General features: G+C 65.5%; 18 protein-coding genes. 14 read left to right on the forward strand and 4 right to left on the reverse strand.

Features of this window, described 5'->3' with window-relative positions; genetic code table 11:
• Positions 1-304: 304 nt before the first annotated feature.
• From ASG41_RS25100 to ASG41_RS16550, 5 genes are all read left to right on the forward strand, one after another.
• Positions 305-433 carry a hypothetical protein gene (locus tag ASG41_RS25100; protein WP_255352998.1) on the forward strand — a complete coding sequence of 43 codons (129 nt, stop codon included), beginning with the start codon at positions 305-307 and terminating at the stop codon, positions 431-433.
• Between the two features lie 219 nt (positions 434-652).
• Positions 653-1,375: a hypothetical protein gene (locus ASG41_RS16535; protein WP_056297397.1), complete on the forward strand. Its 723-nt coding sequence runs from the start codon at positions 653-655 to the stop codon at positions 1,373-1,375.
• A gap of 171 nt (positions 1,376-1,546) precedes the next feature.
• On the forward strand, positions 1,547-1,933 hold the full coding sequence (locus tag ASG41_RS16540; RefSeq protein ID WP_157519467.1) for a hypothetical protein: 387 nt from the start codon (positions 1,547-1,549) through the stop codon (positions 1,931-1,933).
• Positions 1,930-2,403 (forward strand): hypothetical protein, encoded by a 474-nt coding sequence (locus ASG41_RS16545; RefSeq protein ID WP_056297400.1) that lies wholly within the window; start codon positions 1,930-1,932, stop codon positions 2,401-2,403. The genes ASG41_RS16540 and ASG41_RS16545 overlap by 4 nt, the downstream gene beginning before the upstream one ends.
• A gap of 131 nt (positions 2,404-2,534) precedes the next feature.
• Positions 2,535-2,786: a hypothetical protein gene (locus ASG41_RS16550; RefSeq protein ID WP_056297402.1), complete on the forward strand. Its 252-nt coding sequence runs from the start codon at positions 2,535-2,537 to the stop codon at positions 2,784-2,786.
• 50 nt (positions 2,787-2,836) lie between these two features.
• Here ASG41_RS16550 and ASG41_RS16555 read toward each other — a convergent pair whose 3' ends face one another.
• Both ASG41_RS16555 and ASG41_RS16560 read right to left on the reverse strand, forming a co-directional pair.
• The gene (locus ASG41_RS16555; RefSeq protein WP_056297403.1) at positions 2,837-3,019 is read right to left on the reverse strand and encodes a hypothetical protein; all 183 of its coding nucleotides are present in this window, start codon (positions 3,017-3,019) and stop codon (positions 2,837-2,839) included.
• A 225-nt stretch (positions 3,020-3,244) separates the two neighbouring features.
• Positions 3,245-4,138 carry a Shedu anti-phage system protein SduA domain-containing protein gene (locus tag ASG41_RS16560; RefSeq protein WP_157519468.1) on the reverse strand — a complete coding sequence of 298 codons (894 nt, stop codon included), beginning with the start codon at positions 4,136-4,138 and terminating at the stop codon, positions 3,245-3,247.
• A gap of 176 nt (positions 4,139-4,314) precedes the next feature.
• On the opposite strand from ASG41_RS16560, the gene ASG41_RS16565 reads away from it, so the two are divergent.
• Together ASG41_RS16565 and ASG41_RS16570 are read left to right on the forward strand one after the other, a co-directional pair.
• On the forward strand, positions 4,315-4,875 hold the full coding sequence (locus ASG41_RS16565) for a recombinase family protein (RefSeq protein ID WP_056298205.1): 561 nt from the start codon (positions 4,315-4,317) through the stop codon (positions 4,873-4,875).
• A 138-nt stretch (positions 4,876-5,013) separates the two neighbouring features.
• A complete protein-coding gene (locus tag ASG41_RS16570) occupies positions 5,014-5,298 on the forward strand; it encodes a hypothetical protein (RefSeq protein ID WP_157519469.1) in 285 nt (94 codons plus the stop codon).
• A 16-nt stretch (positions 5,299-5,314) separates the two neighbouring features.
• On the opposite strand, the gene ASG41_RS16575 is transcribed toward ASG41_RS16570, so the two are convergent.
• Both ASG41_RS16575 and ASG41_RS16580 read right to left on the reverse strand, forming a co-directional pair.
• Positions 5,315-6,523 (reverse strand): DNA cytosine methyltransferase, encoded by a 1,209-nt coding sequence (locus ASG41_RS16575; protein ID WP_056297408.1) that lies wholly within the window; start codon positions 6,521-6,523, stop codon positions 5,315-5,317.
• Between the two features lie 107 nt (positions 6,524-6,630).
• On the reverse strand, positions 6,631-7,005 hold the full coding sequence (locus ASG41_RS16580; protein ID WP_056298207.1) for a very short patch repair endonuclease: 375 nt from the start codon (positions 7,003-7,005) through the stop codon (positions 6,631-6,633).
• A 200-nt stretch (positions 7,006-7,205) separates the two neighbouring features.
• Between ASG41_RS16580 and ASG41_RS16585 the strand changes: the two genes are divergently transcribed.
• From ASG41_RS16585 to ASG41_RS16615, 7 genes are all read left to right on the forward strand, one after another.
• A complete protein-coding gene (locus tag ASG41_RS16585; RefSeq protein ID WP_056297411.1) occupies positions 7,206-8,348 on the forward strand; it encodes an RNA polymerase sigma factor RpoD/SigA in 1,143 nt (380 codons plus the stop codon).
• A 445-nt stretch (positions 8,349-8,793) separates the two neighbouring features.
• Entirely contained in the window at positions 8,794-11,391 is a 2,598-nt protein-coding gene (locus ASG41_RS16590; protein ID WP_200939021.1) for a helicase-related protein, read from the forward strand.
• A gap of 646 nt (positions 11,392-12,037) precedes the next feature.
• On the forward strand, positions 12,038-13,108 hold the full coding sequence (locus ASG41_RS23710; protein WP_157519470.1) for a DUF1998 domain-containing protein: 1,071 nt from the start codon (positions 12,038-12,040) through the stop codon (positions 13,106-13,108).
• Positions 13,109-13,954 (forward strand): YDG/SRA domain-containing protein, encoded by an 846-nt coding sequence (locus tag ASG41_RS23205; RefSeq protein WP_082557025.1) that lies wholly within the window; start codon positions 13,109-13,111, stop codon positions 13,952-13,954.
• A gap of 501 nt (positions 13,955-14,455) precedes the next feature.
• Positions 14,456-14,809 (forward strand): hypothetical protein, encoded by a 354-nt coding sequence (locus tag ASG41_RS16605; protein ID WP_056297419.1) that lies wholly within the window; start codon positions 14,456-14,458, stop codon positions 14,807-14,809.
• A complete protein-coding gene (locus tag ASG41_RS16610; protein WP_056297422.1) occupies positions 14,806-15,273 on the forward strand; it encodes an N-terminal phage integrase SAM-like domain-containing protein in 468 nt (155 codons plus the stop codon). Before ASG41_RS16605 ends, ASG41_RS16610 begins: the two co-directional genes overlap by 4 nt.
• A 136-nt stretch (positions 15,274-15,409) precedes the next feature.
• Positions 15,410-15,895 (forward strand): tyrosine-type recombinase/integrase, encoded by a 486-nt coding sequence (locus ASG41_RS16615; RefSeq protein ID WP_056297426.1) that lies wholly within the window; start codon positions 15,410-15,412, stop codon positions 15,893-15,895.
• The last annotated feature ends 93 nt before the right edge of the window (positions 15,896-15,988 follow it).

Here is a 15,988-nt window from a genome sequence, read left to right on the forward strand (position 1 = left end):
GGTGTCGCTGCGGGAAACCGCGGGCCGTGCAGACCTAGGGATGCTGCACTCCGGACACCTCGGTCATTTGATCATCGAGGCGGCTGGGCACTCCACCTAGGGTTCACGCGCTGGGTAGGGGGCCTGTCCGTTTCCTGGTCATCCCAAGAACTACCGAAGTGAGCGGGACGTGAGCGCCGCCCCGGCGTAGAGGGCACGTCGGCCCCGCGCAGCGGTGACCGACCAGGACTCAGGACCGGCCCGGCCGTTCGCGCCCAACCCCTACGGGCCAACCCGGGCCGGTCCTGATCACAAGGGAGCCGACGTGGCCAAGGTGTACGAGCCCACGACCAAGGACAGCGTCCTGGACGACCGCGACTGCGAAGCGGCGGCGAAGGCCTGGGCCGAGTTCCGGCGGACCCGTCCCCGTGCCCTCCACCGCGCGCATCGCTGAACGAGGGTTCCGGGCGCCCCGCGACCGATGAGTCAGGTGCCGGGCTCAGTCCAGGGACATCTCGGGTCCAGTCCTGCGCCGCCGCCACCGACTCCTTCGGCCCCCGGGCCGTTCGGCATGGACGCGGGGCCCGGCAAGCCGCCTCGGCGGGAGGCCCGGACCAGATCGCCTCCCAAGGACTCCCGCCGAGGCCTGACCACGAAGGGAGGGACGACTGCGATGGACTACGTGTTCGGTACACCGCCCCGGTCCTGCTCCTGGCTGCCGGCCGGGCAGACGGAGCACGGCACTCGTTACCGGGTCGCCCTCTTCGACGTCACCGACCTGGCGCACCCGAGGTTCGGTCCAGCTACTCCCGCTGTCCTCCACTTGCTGGCCACCAGCTTCCGGACCCTGCTTGGCCGGCTGCTGGCGGTTTACCTCCCCGGCGAGGCGGGTGAGCGGAACGAGGACCCCAGCCGATGCGTCGGCGTCGTCACCGCGCTCGACGTCCGGGGCTCCGAGCTGGTCGCCACGGTCGACATCCGTGACCGCGGCGTCGACCTGACCCGCTACGACGTCTCGGCCACCGTCTCGCCCTCCTACCTCGACACCTCCAACGGTCGACCGGGCGGCCCCGCCGTCGTCTCGGTCGACCTTCGACCCAACGGAAAGGCAGCAATCGTGGACAACACCCGCACGCCGGGCCTCCGGTTCCGGATCGACCCCGACGGTGACGGCGTTGCCCGCCGCGTCGGGATGCCCGACCACCTCGTGGACCACCACGTGGCCCGGCTCAGCGCCGAGGCTGAGGGGATGGGCCTGACCCGCTCTGCCGACACCGGGACCACACCGAGGCAGCCGGGTACTGCGCAGCTGATCACCCGCTACACCCACCTCGCTGACGAGCTGGGCCTCGGCGCCAGCGGCTCGACGTCCATGCCCTCGCTGGGCCGGGGCTGACCTCCGGTGCCTCGTCCGTGTGGCTGGTGCAGGCACCCGCAGCGGGAGAAGCTAGAGCAGCGGGTACTCGCAGGGGAGCCGTTTCGAGCGGTAGCCAGCGAGATGGGCCTGTCCGTCGCCGCGTGCAGCCGGCACTGGCGCCTTCACGTCCGGCCTCAGCTCAAGGCGTCCGTGCCGGACGTGCACCTGTCGACGTTCGCCCGTCGGCTGCTCGATATCGCCGACGACGCGGCGGACCTCCGCCAGAGCCCAGACGCCCGGGTCAAGCTCGCGGCCATGCGCACCGAGCGCGAGGCGCTGGCCGAGCTGTCCGGCCGGCTCGGGTTCGACGACACCGAGGCTGTTGAGGACCTGGCCGTCATGACGGCCGCGCTCCAAGCGGTGGCGGCTGCGCTGCTCAAGGTCGACCCGGTTCTTACCGAGCGCGTCGCCGAGCTGATCGACGCCCACCACGACGACAACCTGTCCGAGCTGGCGCAGCTGTTCCGGGACAACATGCGCGACCGGCAGCAGCAGCTCATCACCGCACCATCCACCCGATCGGAGATCACCCAGTGACCAGCACCGAGACCACTCAGCCCGAGCCCACGACCGGGCAACTGGACCTGCCGGTCCGGGTGCACTTCCTCGGCCCCGTGATGCTGCACCTGGCCTCCGGGTCAGTGTTCGGCGATACCCGTGCGTGCGGGTACGGCACCGAGGTCGACGTCACCGAGGAGCTGCTGCGGGCCAACGACGACCGCAACGGGCAGAGCTGGCTCCGCACCTGGCTGCTCTCCGGTAACGACACCCACTCCAGCGGCGGGCAGGAGCTGGTCCGCCGTGGCCCCTGGCCCGAGGACGCATCCCGTCTCCAGCCCGGCAGCTTCGAGTGGGAGGACGCCCGCGACCGGGACGTCAAGGCGGCACACCAGATCGACGACCCGGCCGAGCGCGCCGCCCGCCGGCAGTGGGTACAGGACTTCTACGGCGCGGCCCCGACGACGAGCAGCACGCTGTTCACCGAGCCCGGCCAGGCATCCCGGTGACGGTCGCTGCCGACCGACCACACCGCTTCAGGTCTCGCGAGTTCCAGAAGGACGTCGCGTTGTTCCTGCGGGACGCAGGTCTCCCGGACGTGCGGCCGGCGCGGAGGACCATAGTTCCGCAGCCAGGACCAGTGACCCCCGAGGACCACGGCGACCTAGTGGGGGTGCCCGGTTGGTCGTTGATCGCACGTGCCCGTCTCACCGAGACGCCGCCGGCCACGATGTTGTCCATTGCCGAGCAGGCAGCGGTCGGTGGCGACATGCCCCGGGTCGCGGCGGTGGTTCACCGGCGGGCGCACGACGTCGAGCAAGCCTGCGTGGTCCTCAGCCTCCGGGATTTCGCCAGCATGGTCGTTCAGCTCGAAGCGTCGCAGGTTCGGTGAGGTCCAAGCCCGCGCTGGGCCCTCGGGGATCCGCTCCCGCGCAACAAGCTTTACCCGGCCAGCCTGCAGAACAGCGGGACCGGATGCTCGCGGGTCCGGCGGGGGACTTGGGCGTACTCGACCAGCGTCGAGGCCGTCGCCCGCTGCGCAGCGAAGATCCGCCAGCGCAACCCGGACCTGACGTGGTCGGACGCCTTCGACAACGTGGCGGCGATGCTCCGGTACAAGATCACGCACTGACTCTCCCGGGCATGGGTTCCAATGACGAAAGGTTGGACCCGCCCGGAAGGTGCAACGCAGCCCGCTTCAGCCTGCTCCGGCCACTGCGGGCCACGCAGCAGGGGGGCAACTGGGCACCCGGGTCGCCCGGCGCTCCGGTCGGCTCAGCGCACTACCGGTCAAACTGCTCGGGCTGGGGGCGCTGCTGCACCGCACCAGACGTGAACCAGCCGACGCATCTACTCGCCGCGGCTCGGATCGTAGGTGCGGACCTCCCGGGGCGCGTAGAACGCCTTCGCCCAGTAGTTCCAGCGATCGCGCACGTACTTCCTCCGGGCTTCGCTCCACAGCTCGGTCTTCTTGACCGCATCAAGCGGGTCGCCGAGAGCGGCAGCCGCCTTGCCGGCAACCGGACCGAGCGTGAAGGAGGGCGGCAGCCTCCACAGCTTGGGGCCGTTCGAGTCCACCTTGAGCGTAAGCGCGTCGCAGTGTCGTTCGTTCGGCGAGAGCGAGTCGAACGTCATGAACGACTCGTTCGATCGAAGCATGAAGTCACGCTTGCGCCGCAGTCGGCCCGCGTTGGCGCGTGCGTCGGGGTTCTCGAATTCATGCCGACGACCAAAGATCAGAACGCACTGAGGTAGAAGTTGCCTGTGTCTCCACTCGTCGCCGATCAGGTAAGTGCGTCGGAAAAGCAGCTCGTTCTCCGGCTCCGAGAACCAGACTTTCCAATCGGTCAGTTGATCGAGAGCTTGGGTCAGATGTGCGGTGGGACGGCCGTTCTGCGTGAACCAGCGTTTGCCGGGCTTCTCGATCTCGATGCAGATCGGCGTGATCAAGCTCGTTGACCTGGTCACCCACATGAAGTCGGGTCGGCGGTCCCGCTCGACTCCCTCCAGGCTCGGCTGAGTGATGACTGCACCCCATGTGGATCCGTGGTGGCCACCGGGCCCGATGTCCCCGGTGCCACCTGGGAGCAGGGATGGGTGGGCCTCCAGGAACTCCTGCACCTGCGCTTCCTCCGGGTCTGAGTCGAGTAGAGCTCGCCACGCCGGCATCAGCCAGGCTGTGTATTCGGTCCAGGGCAAAGGCTGCGGTCGGCTTGGATCGAGATCGGGCCGGAGGGTGTCCACGACAACACGCTAGCGTGATTCCCGGGCCGCGGCATGGTGTCCACTAGCTTGCTTTTGAGACACCCTGACCACACGGCACGTGGCGAAGTTTCGATACGCGACACGCGTATCAAAATCTGTCTCACGACGGGTTGTCGCTCAATTGCAACTGCCGGCAAGTTGTGATTCCTAGTGGCATGACTCACCTTGGATACGTACGCGTAAGCACGACGCAGCAGACGCTCGACCAGCAGTTCGACGCTCTCGAGAAGGTGGGGGTCGAAAGGTTCTACCAGGACGAGATGAGTGGTGCCATCGATGACCGACCGGGCCTCCGCTCACTTCTCGACTACGCGCGCGAAGGGGACACGGTGACTGTCGTGGCCCTCGACCGCCTGGGGCGCTCCCTGCCGTCAATCATCAAAACAATTGACGACCTTCAGGCGCGGGGCATCGTGATCCGGTCGCTTCGCGAAAACGTCGACTTCTCGACCTCCGTCGGACGGATGGTTGCCGCAATCTTCGGCGCCCTAGCCGAGTACGAGCGGAGTCTGATCAACGAGCGTGCGGCGGCGGCGGCTCGCGAAGCGGCTCGAGTTCGCGGCAGGAACACCGGCCGGCCGCGAGCGCTGTCGCCGGAGCAGGTCGCCGTAGCCCGACAGATGCGCGCGGCGGGAGTGGTCATTCCTACGATCGCTCAGACGCTGGGCGTGTCACGTGCGACGGTCTACCGGGTGCTGGGGACTGAGCCCGCGTAGTGGGCCTGCACGGCCCGGCCAGCGCTCTTGCTCATCGCGCAACTGACAGGTGGGCACGTTCCTAGCGGGTCAGATGCAGTGAGAAGCTGCCTAACCTTCCCGGCCGACTGCAAGAAGATGAGCGAGGAGTTGCGTGGCGTGGAGTACGACAAGTACCTGTCCGAGGTAGACGCGGCAGCAACGGCCACGGGCGGCAAGGTCGTGTCTCTGGCCGGAGGCTACTTCGGTGTCCAGCTCCCGGCGGATGGAGCAAACGTGCTGCTGGCGCTGGACCTCGACTCGGACCAGGGCTGGGTTGTCTGGGCAGAGGACAGCCTTGGTGACCGGTGTTGTGACTATGCCGAAGAGGTCATCGGCAACTGCACGCTGGGGGAGCTCCGTCTACGGGCGTTCGAGACGCTCGCCCATCACGTCCACGCCTGATCTCGGGCGGCGTCCGCTAGCTGGCTACGAGGTCCAGAAACGTCGGCAGTCGGTCACTCGACTGAGCACGGACTTCCTGCGGCTCGGCGACGTCCGCAACGACGGCCGGCGGGACCAGGCCGAGGGTGATCTCACGGGACAGCGGCGGGGGGACCGCGTTCCCGATCATCGTCGCCAGGTCGCCTCGCTTGGTCACGGCAGAGAAGTCGAAGTAGTCGGGGAAGCCCTGGATCCGTGCGGCCTCGTGAGCGGTCAGCGCCCTCGGTTGGCTCGGGTGCATGTAGCGCCCCTGCCCGATGCTGCTGAAGCCGCTGGTGATGGTCTGTGCCGGGCGTGTCCACCGAAGGCGTCCGTACATGGACTTGTAGCTGTGCGCGTCCTGGTGGCACTTCGGTCGCTGAGCGTTGGGCAGGTCGTACAGCTCGTGTTCGAGCAGGTATTTCATGCGGGCCGTGTTCGTTGCGCTGGCTCGAGGTGGCACGTCGTAACCGATCGGCTCTGCCACGACCTCGAGATCGCCGATCGCCCAGTGGAGATGGATGGCCGGGTCGGCGGTTCGACGAGCCAGGGCGGGCAGTAGTTCCTCGGGGTCCGCTTGGCCCGGCAGCGTTGCCAGCAGCACGTGCCGACGGCGAGTCTGGGCTACCCCCAGCGTGTTGAGGCTGACCGTTGCCGTAGCGACCCTGTAGCCAACCCCCTCAAGGTGGCGCTGCGTGACGCCCACGACGTCGCCGTGGTCGTGCTGGACGGCCGGCACGTTCTCGATCATCACGAACGACGGGCGCAGTATCTCGGCTGCCCTGGCCATCCGTGCGTAGAGAGCGTTCTTCGGGTCGTCGCGGCGGGTCCAGTTGTTGAGGTTGCTGTGGCCCTGGCAGGGCGGTCCGCCGATCAGAGCATCGACCAAGCCACAGGCCGTCGCGGTCGCCGCCTCCATGAGTGTCGGTTCCGCCCCGAGCTCGCCGTCGAAGTAGTCCTCGACTGATGCCGTTTCCACACGAGCCGATGGAAAGTTGACCTTGTAAACCTCTGTGGCCGCAGACTCGAAGTCGACGGCTAGGGCCACCTCCAGGCTGCGGCGTCGGTCGGCGAGCGCCTGGGCGACGCCCAACGTCAAGCCGCCGCAGCCCGCGAACAGGTCGACCAGTCGAAACGGCTCGGCGCCTTGCTCGAAGTTCGGCCGCTCGTCCTGCCTCAGCGGATGGTCGGCCTGCGAGTGGAGCACGCCCCGACGTTAGACGGAAGCACCGATAATCTCGAGTACCTGGGACTGATTGGTTCGTCGCTCGATCGATAAACCAAGGTCAGCCTCCTGTCGTGGTCGAACGCGGGTCAGCCGCTGTCGCGCAGCATCAGCTCGATCCGGTCTGCTGCCTCCGTCGGCGACTCGTGCTCCCACACCCGGATGACCTGCCACCCGGCCTCGGCCAGGCGCCGGTCTGTGTCGCGGTCGCGCCTCTGATTGGCCGTCAGCTTGCTGGCCCAGAACTCGGCGTTGGCTTTGGCAGTAGTGCCGTGTGCTGGACAGGAGTGCCAGTAGCAGCCGTCCACGTAGACAGCGACCTTGCGCCGCGTGAAGACCACGTCGGCTCGCCGACGCAGGCCCGTCACCGGCGGGTGATCGACTCGATACCGCCACCCTCGAGCGTGCAGCTCCCGTCGCAGCGCGAGTTCCGGCCGGGTGTCTCGTCGGCGGTTGGCTTGCATCCGCCGGCGGGCCTGGGGCGAGGATGCAGCAGGCCCAACCACGGTCCCTCCGCTCTGACTGGTGTGAAGCCGCCAGCCTGGCCGTTCTTGGCCGAAGCATGTCGCCTTCTCCAGACTACTGACCCGCGTACCCCCCTCAGAGGCACGCCGTGTAGTTGCGAGACAACGATTTGTCAGATTCGGGCCCTAGTGTGCGAGCTATGTCCTCGGACCGTGCGGCCGCCTGCGTGGCCGACGTGTTGGCAGACCTCGAGCGTCAGGGAGGGCTCCACCCGGACGATGTTCATCGGCTGATCGCGCGTCACGACTTGGACCCCGCGGCGGCCGCCGAGGTGTTCACCGAGCTCGCGGCGGCTGGCATCCAGCTGGAGCAAGCGGACGACGCCGTCGATGACCTTGATGACATCGCGACCGGCCTTCCCGACAGTCTCGGCCAGTTTCTGCGCTCAGCAGCCCGCGTCGCCCTACTGACCGCGGAGCAAGAGGTTGCGCTCGGTCGGCGCATAGAAGCTGGCGTTCGCGCGGCAGAGGCGCTAGACGAGTTTGGCTATGACTCTGCTCTCAGCATGCAGGCCGAGGATGGCCGTAAGGCCTATGAGCACTTGGTTCTAGCCAACATTCGTCTCGTCGTGTCCATCGCCAAGCGCCACCAGAACCAGGGACTTGACCTGGCGGATGTTATCCAAGAGGGGTTCTTCGGCTTGCTGCGCGCCGCCGACAAGTACGACTACACCATGGGCTTCAAGTTCTCGACCTACGCCACTTGGTGGATTCGGCAGAGCATCGCGCGTGGCCTCGCGAATACTGGTCGATTGATCCGCATCCCGGTGCATGTGTTGGACGTCGTAAGGAAGGTCGCTGTAACGACTACAACTCTGCAGACCAGGCTGGGGCGCGCGCCCACAACGACCGAGCTCGCGGAAGAGCTCGATATGACGCCGGCTAAAGTGCAGGCGGTCGTCGACTACAGTCGCTTGCCGGTGAGTCTGGATGCCCCGGTGAGTGGGACAGACGCAACGATCGGCGAATGGATCGGCGCGACGGTCGACAGCGTGGAAGACCAGGTCCTGTCAGACCTGCGGGCTCAAGATCTCACCGAGGCATTCCGCGCTCTCGACGCTTACCTGAAGGCGTACAAGCACGGGACTACCGCCCACGGTGCGCAGATACTAATGCGCCGGTACGGGTTTTACGATGGTCGCCCGTGGACTCTCGACGAGATCGGCGAAGAATTCGGTGTCACTCGCGAGCGGATACGCCAGGTGCAAAACACGATACTTGCGTCTCCTCGATTTCGAGAGATATTTTCATCCATCGACACTCGGCTGGAGTCGACTACATGACCGGCACCACTAAGCAGACAGCAGACGGCGCGTCCGCGGCTTTCGTAAGCTGGCTGCATGCGCGTGTCATGTCGGCTGGCCGCGGTGACGGATTAACCAGTCTCGATCGCGATCCCGGGGGCAGCTTTTGGCTCGGACGGCTTGCGCCCGAGATTACGGTCCAGAATAGCGTCCTGGGGAAGCGAGGCGAACGACTCGATCCCTGCGCTGTCGGCCTGCGCGTCAGGCCCGCCGCGTCTGGCCCGTGGATCTTTACCGTGGACGTCGGGTTTGTGACATGGACTCGCAACGCTGCCAGTGACTGGTCAAGAATGACCGGGTCGAGAAGTCGATCACTGTGGAAGTGCCAGCTGAAACTGGCCCGAACCAGCGCGGGCAAAGTGAATTGACGGGGGCACTCAGGGCGCAAGGTCTCCAGCGGCACGCCGCTGGCCTGCGTATCGACGTGGAGAGCTGGAAGGACCATCCGGAACTCATCATCACTCTGGTGAACGAGGGCCAGGAGAAGTCGTCGACAACCCCAGACACTCATCTGTACGAGGCGACAGTTGCAGTCACAGGACTCCCCACCGTGCCTTTTGAACTTGAGGCGCTGCCTGAGACGTTTCGTTACGACCGGCGCGTCCCTGCCTACGGCATCAACGCCGGCGTCGAAGTCGTCGGTGAGAGCTTGCGGACCACCGACGTTGTTGTGACGGACCGAGGTCGCCCTCTCTACTCAATCGAAGCGGCGCAGACTCCCGATCTCACCTTCGCTGCACTTTCCAGCGATCCGCTTCCGGAAATTGAGAAGCTCATCGTGGCACTTGAGGAGTGGGGTTCAGACAACTGGTCGTCGAGCGCGCTCGACGACCTTGACGCTCTCGCGGACGGCTGGACGCCCGACATGCGAGCTGAAGCGGAGAGCGAGGCCGCGAAGTTCGACGCGGAGGTCACACGGCTCCGCCGTGGCCTCGACCTCCTCGCCGTTGACGCGCAATTGCTGCATGCGTTCAAGCTGGCGAATGAGGCCATTGCTCACGCCGCCAACGGCCGCTACGAGGGGTGGCGTGCCTTCCAGCTGGGCTTCCTGGTCGGGGCCCTCGTGGGCCTGGTGGATCCGGCCGACGCCGACACCGTCGACACCGTCTGGTTCGCCACCGGGGGTGGGAAGACGGAGACCTACTTGGGGCTGCTGGTCACGTCGGTGCTGTATGACCGTCTGACGGGCAAGGGCGAGGGCATATCCGCCTGGAGTCGCTTCCCCCTTCGCATGCTGTCCCTTCAGCAGACGCAAAGGTTCGCCGACGCGCTCGCCGGAGCCGAGCTGATGCGGTCCCGAGAGGGGATCCAGGGTACACCTATCGGACTCGGCTTCTTCGTTGGCAAAGGCGGGACACCCAACGCCATCGCACTTGAGCCGAAGGACGGTGAGCCTGACCCGCACGACCCGAACATGCCCGGGGAATTCCAGGTGCTGATGCGGTGTCCGTTCTGCCGGTCCGCGGAAATTGACATGTGCTTCGACCGTGCCAGCTGGACCCTCCAGCATCGCTGTGCCAATGAGGCCTGCCCCTGGGAGAACGACGGCCTGCCGTTCTACGTCGTCGACCAGGAGATCTACCGGTTCCTTCCCTCCGTCGTCGTCGGCACGCTGGATAAGGCAGCCTTGCTGGGCATGCAAGCCGCGATGCGCGGCTTCGTTGGAGCGCCACGTGGAGTGTGCAGTCGTCCGGGGCATGGCTACTGCTACTCCCCACGGAGCGCTCGGCCGAACGGCTGTTTAGTCCCAGGGTGCCAAGGTGAGCGCAGGAATCTTTCGCAGCCGCGAGAACGGTGGGCGCCTACCTTGCGACTGCAAGACGAGCTGCATCTGCTTCGTGACTCACTGGGCGCGGTCGGCTCCCACTACGAGGCGGCCCTGGATCATCTGCAAGAGGAGTTGGGAGCACGACGAGCGAAGGTCGTGGCCTCGTCCGCCACGCTTACCGGCTTCGAGCGGCAAGTCGACGTCCTGTATCAACGTGGGGGACGCGTGTTCCCCCAACCAGGCCCTTCTGCTGGACGTTCCTTCTGGTCCCACGAGACGCCGGCGCTAGCGCGGCGCTTTGTGGCGGTGGCCCCCCGAGGGGTGACCATGGAGTTCGTCTCCGACCGCACTCTCACCGTCCTGCAAGAGAGTGTCCGTCGACTCCTCGATGATCCGAGCGGCGTTTGTCGAGAAGCCGGAGTTGACTTGAGCCACGTAGCGCACCTGCTTAGCAACTACGGCGTAAACGTCGTTTACGGCAACACGCTTCGCGACGTTGAAGCCGCTCGCCGGTCGATCGATACGCAGATCCCGCTAGAAATTCAGGCGGAAACGCTCACCGGCGGTACCGACTTCGAGACCGTCCGCGGAACCCTTCGGCGCCTTGAGACACCGGAGGCGCAATTCCAGGACCGCATCCATGTCATCGCCGCCTCAAGCATGCTCAGCCATGGCGTCGACATTGAGCGGCTCAACACTATGGTCATGCTCGGGATCCCGCTGACGACAGCGGAGTTCATCCAGACCACCGCGCGCGTCGGTCGTCGGTGGCCTGGACTCGTCTACGTGCTGCATCGCATCGGACGGGAACGGGAGCAGGCCACCTTTGGGCAGTTCGATAGTTACGTCCGGCAGGGGGACCGTTTCGTGGAACCAGTGCCCATCACGCGGCGCAGCCGGCGGGTGCTGGCTCTGACTACCTCGGGCATTGTCGAAGCCAGGCGCCTCGCGCTACACGAGCCACGTTCCGGTGGCGCTCTCACAACCGTCTCGAGACTTCGTAGCTACCACCAGGACAACGCGACCAATGCAGCTAGCGAGGCAGCGGCGCTTGCCCACGCGTTGGGCTTCGATGGGCCGCTCGACGAGATGCTTACCGACGATATCGCTGGCTGGATGCATAGCTACTTCAGCACGTTGAATGACCCTGCCACCACCGTTAGGTGGCCACAAGACTTGTCACCCAGTGGGCCTGTCATGCGGTCGCTTCGTGATGTTGAAGAGTCGGCGCCTGTTGTAGGAGACGAAGACTGATATGCGCGCGCAACGTAGTCCTTCTCAGATTCTATTCTCCCTCCTTCCTGAGCAGACCGTCGACCTTGGTCGACGCATCTGGAAGGTAGATAAGTGGTTGGACCCCATCCCGCTGTCGGTGGATACGACCAGCGTCCGGCGGCGCCTTACAGCCTCACTGGACCCCTGGGCTCGGGCGGGTCAAGATAACGGCGCCTCGGACGAACTTCGTAAGGGCTACAGCCTGGAGGTCGTTCGTCTTAATAGGGATCGCGGCGTTCACGTAGAGTTGTGGCCCCAGCTGTGGCGCTGTACTCGATGTGGACGCCTGGGCTCCCGGCGCACCGGAAACTGCAAATGCGGTGGCACGAACAGGGGTCAATTCCACTTTGTCGGCTACCACGAGTGTGGCCATCTGAGTCAGCCTTGGGCGCCGTCGTGCCCAACGCACAATGAGCTTGCAGTCAAAACGCCCGGAAGCAGTAAGGTCAAAGACCTAATCTTTTACTGCCCGGTCTGTCAGCGGGAGCTTCAGCGGGGCCTGCGAGTCGGTGCTCGGTGCATGGGCTGTCAGCAATCAGGTACTAGCTATAACGTCCATCGCGCCGCGTCCGTGTACACCCCACACAGCATCACCATGGTGAACCCACCTCGCCCCGAACAGTTGGTGGAGATCAAGATGCGGGGTGGTGAGGCTGCCTGTCTCGACTGGCTTCTCGAGGGAATGCCTGGCGACCGACCGGGTGGCGGTCAGGACACCCGGGAATCCTTCATCGACAAGCTAGTAGCCACCGGTATGGACGCGACCGTGGCAGAACTGGCGGCGACGGCGGCGGCGGCCAGTGGGCACGCGTTCGCTGATGCATCAGGGGCCAACGTGGAGCTTTCGTCCGAGAAGCGCGCTCTAGCCCAAGACGAGGCAACGGACGTCGTCCTCGCGGTCTACGACGGGCGGCGCAGCATCACTGGGATGAAGGAGCAGTCGGTTGGGCCAGAATTGCGCCAACTATACCGGGACGAATATCCTGCGCGGCTTGGAGCGGCGGGATTGACAGAGGTCGATCTTATCGACCGTTTTCCCGTCCTGAAGGGCGTGTTTGGGTATAGTCGCGGAGGGGGAACTGCTGGGAGTAGTCGGGTAGTCATGTTCCGTGGTAAGGGTGGCGCCTACCGTGTGTATGCAGACTCTAGCGAAACCGAGGCATTCTTCCTTCGCCTTGATCCGCAACGAGTAGCGCGGTGGTTGCACGGTCGTGGTCATCTTAAGAGTGTCCCAACGAGCGATAAAGAGGCCAGGGGCGCCATCCTTTCGGCAATCGAAATCCCCGATCGTGGCGCAAATGCCGACACTGAGACGCCGGGCACTGCAGTGCTCACTCTTCTGCACAGCTATACACACCGCCTCATTCGACAACTCGCGGTCATGGCCGGTATCGACCGAGAGTCCCTCTCGGAGTATCTGGTGCCCCACCACTTAGGAGCCTTCGTTTACGCGACGCCCAAGGGGGACTTTGTTCTGGGCGGTATGCAAGCTGTCTTCGAGACGGACATGCACATGCTCTTGGCTCGGCAGGCAGAAGCAGAGAGCCGCTGCCCCCTCGACCCCGGTTGCGCGCGCGCAGAGAATGCCTGCCCGGCGTGTCTTCACCTGGGGGAACCGTCTTGCGCCTACTATAATCGCTTCCTGCGGCGCGACCATCTATTTGGACCAGCCGGCTTCCTTAGCATGGACAGCTGAGTGGCGCTGGGCCTCGTCTATGGCGTTCTGCCCGGGGCGACATTCACCAACCGTCGAGCGTTGCACCAGGCCGGAGTTCATCGCGACATCCGACGCGGTATCTGCGGAAGTGGGCTCCCGGGCCAGGGAGTGGAAAGTGTCCTACTGTCCGGCGGATATGAGGACGATGAGGATTTGGGCGACCTTCTCTTCTATACAGGTCAGGGTGGACGTGTTGCGGGTAAGCAGGTCGCGGACCAACTCATGCAAGGCGTCAACGCGTCTTTAGCGCTGAACGTCGATAGTGGCCAGCCGGTCCGCTTAGTGCGGTCTACGGCGCATGGCTTCCGCTACGACGGGCTGTACGGTGTTGAGGACGCTTGGGTGGCCCCAGGTCTCAGTGGCTACCTGATATGCCGCTACCGCTTGAGAAGTCGCACACCGCTCGCGGAAGTCATCGACGGCAGAGCAAACAGGGAGTCTGCTACTGGTGAGGTGAAGCGCCGACAGACGACGCTTTACCGGCTCGTTCGAGACGGCGCTCTGCCCGATCAAGTGAAGGCGCTATACGACTATCGGTGCCAGATCTGTAGCATGCGCATCGAAACCGCAGCAGGTCCGTATGCCGAGGGGGCTCACCTGCAGGCGCTCGGCGGAGGAGATCCCGGTCCTGACGCCTTAGCAAATCTGCTGTGTCTGTGTCCGAACCACCACGTCCAGCTTGACCATGGCGGTCTCTACATTGCGGCCGACTGGACCGTTAGAGACGCCCGCGGGCTCGCCTTGGGCCAGCTCACCGTTCATCCCGATCACCCGCTTGATCCCGCCTTTGCCCGGGCTCATCGTCAGCTGTTCGGCCACGCTTGACCGGACGCTCGTTGCCGTGTGGATCGGCGCAAACGGCGCTCTTGGTGCATTGGGGTGCTCGCGCGGACGGCTTGATCGTGCCAGGGCCGGTCCGCCGCCCTCCTGGAGGGAAGCGATCGCAGATGAGATTATCGTCGAGGGGCTTCCGATTGTCTCCGTAGCAGGACGAGCCTTGTGATGCCGAAGGTGACCTCCAGCGCCGAAGGCCGGCAAGCCGACCATCACGGGTTGATAACAAACTGCTGATTGGGCGGGCCGCGGCCTCGCGAACCGGGATCAGTCTTTATGACCTTGAACCGGCTCCCCGAGCCCCTCCACTCTCCGTCGCGACACGACAGCACTACCGGGCAGGTGGGTAGCGCACCCATCCCTGATGTGGTGCCTGTCGGCATGACACACCACACGCTCGAAAGAGCTCCCGGCACGGTCCCTGCGACCGGAGTTGACTCCGCGGCCGAACGTCAGGACCTCCCGCACGTGCGTCGCTCTACGGGTGGTTTCGTGGTCCGCTCTGGCGGAATCGACCACGGGCCGTTCCGCTTAGAGGCGCTGGCGCGTCAGTCCTTCGCGCTGGCCGCAGCCGAGGTCAATGCCCGGCGCAACGACGAGTCCGTCAGCCCTCGCAACCAGAAGACGTTCGACGCGCTGCACTGGCTCGGCCATCTCCTGGACCAGTGGCACCCGGAGGACTTGGACATGGACGAGCTGGCCATGCTGCTCGGCGACGCCGTCGAAGAGGACTTCCAGCGGTACGAGTTCGAGGGATCGGCACCGGGCTTCGCCGCCCAGCGGCTTCGGGATCTTGCCGCCGCCCTCACCGCCGAAGCCGACGAGCGCGACCGGGCGAACCAGTGACCCGCGCCTTCGGCAACATCGAGAAGTTGCCCTCGGGCCGCTACCGGGTGCGGCACCCCGATGAGCACGGACGTCCCACTCGGGTGAAGGGGACGTTCCGCATGAAGGCGGAGGCTAAGCGCCGCCTGGTCGAAATCGACCACGCCATCAGAAACGGGACCTACCGCGATCCGTCTAGGGGACGGGCCCTCTTCGGTGACTACGTGGCGGACTGGCTGGAGGTGCATAGGCCAACGCTCGCCGTCAGCACTTGGGAGCTGTACGGGAGCGCGCTGCGCCTCCACATCGAGCCCCAGCTCGGCGATCTCCGGCTCTCGGACTTGACCGCCGACGATGTTCGCCGCTGGTACTCGGACCGGCTCGGTGCGACTGGCCGCACAGCTACCGCGCAGGCCTATCGGCTGCTGCGGAACATCCTGAACACGGCCGTCGTCGACGACCTGATCGTGAAGAACCCGTGCTAGCTCAAGAACGGCGGAGACCCCAAGACGCCGGAGCGTCCGTACATGAGCCAGGACGAGGCCGGGCAGCTCATCGACGCCCTGCCGCACTATCTCCTCGCACCGGCGACGGTCACGGTGCTCTGCCACCTGAGGCTCGGTGAGCTGCTCGGCTTGCAGCGGGGACGTCGATCTGGCCGCCGGCGTGCTGCACGTTCGCCGCGCCGTGGTGCGCACGAACGACGGACCGTTGACCAAAAGCACGAAGACGGGCCAGGCGCGTTCGGTGGTGATGCCGCCCGAGGCGGTCTCGGCCGTTCGGTCGCACCTGATCACGGCCCCGCCTGGCCTGCCGACCGCACCGCTGTTCACACACCCGACGGGTCGGGTGCTGGCACGTGAGCACATTGGCCGTGCATGGCGGCAGGCTCGTGTCAGCGCCGGGCTGCCGGAGTTCCACTGGCACGACCTGCGGCATGCCGGACTTACGTGGGCGGCCCAGGCCGGTGCCACGCCACGGGAGAGCATGCACAGGGCGGGTCATCGGACCATGGCCGCCGCGATGATCTATCAGCACCGGGCTGAGTTCCGTGACCAGGAGATCGCCGGCAGGTTGCGGCTCCGCCCGCTCCCTAACGACGCATGAGCAGGCACTAGTACCGCCTCGTAGTGCCACGCAGGTGCCACGCGCTGGGTTTCGACCGGGCGCGTGGCACCTGTCGTTTCGGCCGTCAGGCGG

The organism is Modestobacter sp. Leaf380 (genome assembly GCF_001424485.1).
In the GTDB taxonomy this organism is placed as follows: Bacteria; Actinomycetota; Actinomycetes; order Mycobacteriales; family Geodermatophilaceae; genus Klenkia.

Excerpts from the sequence above, each read along its gene's own strand:
- ASG41_RS16535 (WP_056297397.1), top strand. The coding sequence starts at position 653 with ATGGACTACGTGTTCGGTACACCGCCCCGGTCCTGCTCCTGGCTGCCG.
- ASG41_RS16565 (WP_056298205.1), top strand. The coding sequence starts at position 4,315 with ATGACTCACCTTGGATACGTACGCGTAAGCACGACGCAGCAGACGCTC.
- ASG41_RS16585 (WP_056297411.1), top strand. The coding sequence starts at position 7,206 with ATGTCCTCGGACCGTGCGGCCGCCTGCGTGGCCGACGTGTTGGCAGAC.
- ASG41_RS16580 (WP_056298207.1), bottom strand. The coding sequence starts at position 7,005 with ATGCAAGCCAACCGCCGACGAGACACCCGGCCGGAACTCGCGCTGCGA.